Origin of the sequence: Kitasatospora sp. NPDC007106 (genome assembly GCF_040634455.1) — a bacterium.
Classification (GTDB): Bacteria; Actinomycetota; Actinomycetes; order Streptomycetales; family Streptomycetaceae; genus Kitasatospora; species Kitasatospora arboriphila.
Genome location: NZ_JBEYFP010000419.1, coordinates 1 through 5,246 on the forward strand (window position 1 = coordinate 1; position 5,246 = coordinate 5,246).

Below are 5,246 nucleotides of genomic sequence, written 5' to 3' on the forward strand. Positions count from 1 at the left end.
TTCGCCGCCGTCCCCTCCCGGCCGCCGGGCATGCTTCCGGCCCATGTGACCGCTCCGGCCGCCCTCTGCCGCCTGTGCCGCCCGGCCCGGAACGCGTCCGGCCACGCGTCCGGCCACGCGGCCGTTCCGGCGCCTACGGACGGGCCCCGGCGTCGCCCGTGCTGTCCATCCGGCGCCAGGCGGGGAAGGCCGGCGGGCAGAGCGTGATCAGCAGGTACGCCCCGCCGAGCAGCACGAGGGCGGTCGTCAGCCCGGCCCGGTCCACCAGGTAGCCGCAGGCGAGACCGCCGACCGGGGTCGCCAGCAGCACGCCCGCCGCCAGGACGCCGGTGACCCGGCTGCGCAGCGGGTCGGGCACGAGTTCGTACAGCACGGTCGAGACGATCGGGTTGAGGATCCCGGCGGCGACACCGGCGACGGCCAGGGTGACGCCCAGGGGCAGCAGGCCGGGCGCGAACGCCGCGACCAGCATCCGCGGGGCTCCGCTGACGAGGAGACAGAACGCGTACAGCGACCGGCGGGGCAGCCGGTCCCCCACCACCGCGTGCAGCAGCGAACCGCCGAGCGCTCCCGCCGCGAAGAGGCCGGCGAGCAGGCCGAGGTCGACCGACCCGCCGAGGTCGCGCGCGGCGTGCACGGGCAGCAGCACCGACCGCCATCCCTGGTCCAGTCCGTTGGTGACCATCAGCACCAGGGTGATGGCGAGCAGCAGCCGCTGACGGACCAGGAAGGCCAGGCCCTCGCGCAGTTCGTCACGGTACCTGCGCAGGCTCGCCGGCGGCCCGTCCCGGCGGGGGGCGGCGGCGGAGACGTGCCGGACGCCGAGGGCGACCAGGAGCGCCGAGACGGCGAAGGTCACCGTGTCCAACAGCAGGACCTGGCCGGCCCCGAACAGGGCGATCAGCACGCCGGCGGCCGAGGCTCCCAGCAGCCGGGCCCCTCCGGACGCACTGGTGTACAGGCTCATGGCCCGGGCGAGCGGGACGCCGGCACGGCCGGCGAGATCGGGTGTGAGCACCTGGCGCGCGGTCTCGCCCGGCGCCTGGAACAGCCCGTTGACCGCCATGAGCACGCACAGCTGCCAGAACCGCAGGCCGCCGGCCCACTGGAGGATCGGGATCAGCCCGACGGCCACACCGCACACCACGTCCGACAGCACCGACGCGCGCAGGCGTCCGATCCGGTCGATCACCGGTCCGCCGGCGAGCGCCGACAGCGCCAGCGGCAGCATCTGGCAGAAGGCCACCAGACCCGCCCGGGAGGCGCTGCCGGTGGTCTGCAGGACGAACCACGGCACTCCGATGCCGGCGAGGGCGTTGCCGGTGATCGAGACGAGGTTCGCGGTCAGCAGGGCGACCAGTGGCCGCCGGTCCGGGGTGGCTCGGGCCTCGTCGGCCCGGGAGCGGGCGGCGACGGTCATGGGCGTGCCCTCCGGGCGGTCGTTGGGGATCAGGTCTTCCGGCGTCAGGCTTCGGGGATCAGGCCGCCGGGGCCAGGCTGCCGGGGCCAGGCCGCGAGGGGTCAGCTCTTCGGCAGGGGGAAGGCGTGCAGGTGGACGCGGACGGGGAGGGCCCCCTCCTCGTCGGCAGCGGCCCGCTCCCGGAAGCCCTGCACGAGTTCGTGTGCCCGGACGGCGAGTTCCCGCGCGAGTTCGGGCGTCAGGCGCAGGGTGAAGTCGCTCATGTCCCAGCTGCGGCGCCACTCCTCGGGCCAGTCGCCGGTGCCGGCGAGCCACTCGTCGAGCTCCCGCGCGTGGACGGCGGCCACCTCCTTCAGGAACACGTCCATGGCGCCGCGCACCTCGGGGTCCGGGTTCTCCAGGAAGTCCTCCAGCCGGTCGAACCGGTGGCCGCGGTGCTCGGCCCGCCACCAGCGTTCACGGGCCGTCCCCCGGTCAGGCTCCTCGGCGATGAAGCCGTGCGCGCCGAGCTGCCGCAGGTGGTAGCTGACCGAGGCGGACGACTCGCCGAGCCGGGCGGCGAGCTTCGTCGCCGTCGCCGGGCCGCCCTGCCGCAGCGCGGCCAGCAGGCGCATCCGCAGCGGGTGCGCCAGACCGCGCAGGGAGCGGGCATCGAGGCTGCGCACGGCGGACTGAACGGCAGGCTGATGTTCCGTCATGTCCGGTAGCCTAGCGATTGCCACCATTTCTTTGCAACGAAGTCTTTGCATGTGCGCGCGGCCGAGGGACTGGACCGTCAGCAGCGTCGCCGCCACCACGGAAGGTCACCCGGGGCCTGCGGGGTGAGGGGGCGTGAAGGAGCCCGCCCGCTGCCGTCAGACGGTCTGCCCGTCGCCGGGCCGGTCCGGGGCGCCGTCGTCCGGCTCGTCCTCCTCGGCCGGGATGGTCCAGCGCAGGACGGTGGAGTCCCCGCTGCGGTGGAGGGCGACGGGATGGACGCAGCCGAACGCCCGCTCGCCGTTGTGCCGCACCGCGTGGTCGCCCGGGTCCCACCCGAGGCCGAGGATGCGGCTGCCGGCGAGGTCGAGGGTGCCCGCGAGCAGGGGGTGGTTCTGCCCGGCCCGCTCGATCAGGTGGAAGTGGGTGTGCCGCTGGACGGAGTGCACCAGGCCCATGCCGGGCCCGCTGCGCACCCAGTCGTGGAGTCGCTCGCCGAGCCGCCACGCCTCGGCCTCGGGCAGGTCGAGCCAGCCGTCGAGGTCGCCGCCGAGCCGTTGGATCCGCTCGCCGCCGAACTCGGCCCGGGCGGCCTCCACCTCCCGGCCCCAGTAGGTCAGGTCGGCGAGCCCGTCGACGGACTCGCCCCCGAGTCCGACGAAGGAGTCCAGGGCCACCGCATCGCCCACGACCATGCCGCACCGGTCGACGGGCAGCTCCCCCAGCGGCACCGGCCCGTCGAAGTGCCCGTCGGGCCAGGGCAGCCCGAGGTCCACCTCCAGGACGGAGACGACCGGCTCCCCGTCGAAGAGCGAGGGCGCGGTCGCCGCCCGGACGGGCAGCGGACGGTCCGCCGCGGCCGGAACGGCGACGGCCTCGGCTTCGTCGTCGCGCAGGTGCCCGCCGCCGACCGCTGCCGCGGCTGCGGCCCGGACCGACAGCGGTGCACCCGACTCCGACCATTGGTCGATCCAGCCGGCCATCCCCAGGACGAGGACGCCCGACGGCGCGGTGACGGGTCCCAGCTCGACAGTGGTGGTGATCACCGGGCCATTGAACGCGCCGTCCGGGACCGGCGCGTCGGCGGGGTCCCGGACGGACGCGTCCATGCTCAGCGCCCGGTGTCGGCCAGGGCGGCGACCTCCCGCACGGCGTCGGCGATGGCCCGGAAGTCCTTCTTGAGGAGGGCGCCGTGGTTGCCGGCGACCTTCGCGCTCACCGCGATGTTCGGGTTGCGGGCGGTCACCCCGTCGAGGCTGGTGCGGATCCGCTCCTGCTCGTCGCCACGGCTGCCGAGGGACGAGCCCGAGGCGACCACGTACCGCACCGGGACGGTGATGCCGTCCAGCACCGGGCCGAGCTCGCGCTCACGGGAGATCCGGCCGAGCTCGATGTTGCAGTCCGCCATCTGGTCGGCCGTCATCCGCGGGGTCAGCCCGGTCGGGCGCAGCAGCGGCAGGAACCGGCTCCACTGCCGGAACTGCTTGCGGATCCGCTGCTCCATGGCCTCGTCGAGCCAGTCGTACGGGAAGGCGCCGTCGACCATGACCGCTCCGAGGGCGCGCTCCGGGTTGCGGGCCGCCCAGTGCGCCCCGACGAACGCCCCGTAGGACCAGCCCACCACGAGCGCCCGGTCCACGCCCCGGGCGGCGAGCACGGCGTCGACGTCCCGGACGGCGGCTTCGAAGGAGTAGTCCGCCGAGCGCCCGGACTTCCGGCCGCGGGCCCGCTCGTCGTAGGTGAGGTGCCGCCACCCCGCGCCCAGGTCGGCGACGACGCGGCGCCAGTACCCCTGGGTGGCGAACTGGCCGTTGAGGTAGACCACCGGCACGCCGGGGCCTCCGGTGTCGGTGACGGCCAGGGCCGTGTCGTCGACCGGCACCAGACCGGTCCAGCTCGGAGCGGTCGCGGACGGGCTGTTCTTCGTCATGGTGTTCCCCCTGCTGGTGTCGGGCGTGCGTGCTGTTCGGGTGCGCCGGGCCGTGCTGCTCCCGGTCGTTCAGAGGCTGTGGGCGGTGATGTCGCCGTGGGCGGTGGTGGCGCGGATGTCGAGTTCGGCGCTGCCGTCGTTCTTGAGGGCGTTGCTGATCCGGCCGTGGCCGGTGCCGGCGTCCAGGGCGGCCGAGACGCCGGCGGCGGCACCGACCGAGATGTCGCCGGACTGCGTGCTGAGCACGACGGTGCCGCGACCGGCCTCGGTGATCCGGATGCTGCCCCGGGTGGTGCTGATCTCGGCGGGGCCGCCCAGCCGGCCGACTTCGACGTCGCCGTCGACCGCGGTGAGGCGGACGCTCGCCGCCTCGTCCAGCTTGATCCGGCGGTACGCGCCGTCGAAGACCACGTCGCCGAGGCGGCCGACGCCGCGCAGCTCGGAGGCGGCGGACCTGCCCTCGATCCGGGAGCCGACGGGCAGTTGCACGGTGACCTCCACCGCGCCCGAGGAGCCGAGGAGCCGGTTCTGCGGCTCGGGGGCGTGGATCCGCAGGACGCCGTCGGCGTGGGCGACGGTGGTCCGTTCGGCGGCCCGGACGTCGCGGCTCTTGGACGGGTCGGCGGGCCGGACCTCGACGACGGTGTCGGTGCGGTCCGCGGCGATGAGCTGGACGCGGCCGGCGGGGACGTCCAGGACGGCGGAGACGGGGGCGGGGGTGTCGAAGGTCTGCATCGTGCTCTCCTGTGCTCGCTCCTTGTTTCTGACAACGGAAACGCTACGTTGCTTTCCACATGTCGGCAACATATTCGTTGCACTGGACTGCGATCACTGCACGTCAGAGCCAAGAAATCGTTGCACCCGATCTGAAAGGAACGCAACGAGGACGGCGACGATCATTGCAATGGGTGAGAAGTGAACGCTATAGTGGCGCGGTCAGGTCCACGACGCAGCAGCACCGAGGAGATCGCGATGCCGGGAGGCAGGCTCACCCAGCAGGAACGCCAGCAGATCGCACTGGGGCTGGCCGACAGCCTCCCCTACGCGGAGATCGCCCGGCGCCTCGACCGGCCGACCTCGACGATCACCCGCGAGGTGATGCGCAACGGCGGCCCGACCGGGTACCGCGCCGACCTCGCCCACCGCGCCACCGAACGCCGCGCCCACCGGCGCAAGCCGGCCTCCCCCCGCGGATCGGCG

General features: G+C 74.2%; 6 protein-coding genes. 1 reads left to right on the forward strand and 5 read right to left on the reverse strand.

The annotated features are described in order from the left end of the window. Positions 1-133 precede the first annotated feature (133 nt). From ABZ641_RS25060 to ABZ641_RS25080, 5 genes are all read right to left on the reverse strand, one after another. On the reverse strand, positions 134-1,420 hold the full coding sequence (locus ABZ641_RS25060) for an MFS transporter (RefSeq protein ID WP_359985098.1): 1,287 nt from the start codon (positions 1,418-1,420) through the stop codon (positions 134-136). A gap of 101 nt (positions 1,421-1,521) precedes the next feature. After that, the gene (locus ABZ641_RS25065; protein ID WP_359985101.1) at positions 1,522-2,118 is read right to left on the reverse strand and encodes a helix-turn-helix domain-containing protein; all 597 of its coding nucleotides are present in this window, start codon (positions 2,116-2,118) and stop codon (positions 1,522-1,524) included. 156 nt (positions 2,119-2,274) lie between these two features. Then, complete coding sequence (locus ABZ641_RS25070) at positions 2,275-3,162, reverse strand: hypothetical protein (protein WP_359985103.1); 888 nt, start codon at positions 3,160-3,162, stop codon at positions 2,275-2,277. Between the two features lie 65 nt (positions 3,163-3,227). Continuing rightward, entirely contained in the window at positions 3,228-4,046 is an 819-nt protein-coding gene (locus ABZ641_RS25075) for an alpha/beta hydrolase (protein WP_359985104.1), read from the reverse strand. A 69-nt stretch (positions 4,047-4,115) separates the two neighbouring features. Beyond that, positions 4,116-4,781, reverse strand: a complete 666-nt coding sequence (locus ABZ641_RS25080) for a DUF4097 family beta strand repeat-containing protein (RefSeq protein ID WP_359985106.1) — start codon at positions 4,779-4,781, stop codon at positions 4,116-4,118. A gap of 237 nt (positions 4,782-5,018) precedes the next feature. Between ABZ641_RS25080 and ABZ641_RS25085 the strand changes: the two genes are divergently transcribed. Then, positions 5,019-5,246, forward strand: a 228-nt coding sequence (locus tag ABZ641_RS25085; protein WP_359985109.1) for a helix-turn-helix domain-containing protein, incomplete at its 3' end; no start/stop codon positions are given.

What these genes read in the sequence shown, in the direction of transcription:
- ABZ641_RS25065 (WP_359985101.1), bottom strand. Translation starts at nt 2,118, where the DNA reads ATGACGGAACATCAGCCTGCCGTTCAGTCCGCCGTGCGCAGCCTCGAT.
- ABZ641_RS25060 (WP_359985098.1), bottom strand. Translation starts at nt 1,420, where the DNA reads ATGACCGTCGCCGCCCGCTCCCGGGCCGACGAGGCCCGAGCCACCCCG.
- ABZ641_RS25075 (WP_359985104.1), bottom strand. Translation starts at nt 4,046, where the DNA reads ATGACGAAGAACAGCCCGTCCGCGACCGCTCCGAGCTGGACCGGTCTG.
- ABZ641_RS25080 (WP_359985106.1), bottom strand. Translation starts at nt 4,781, where the DNA reads ATGCAGACCTTCGACACCCCCGCCCCCGTCTCCGCCGTCCTGGACGTC.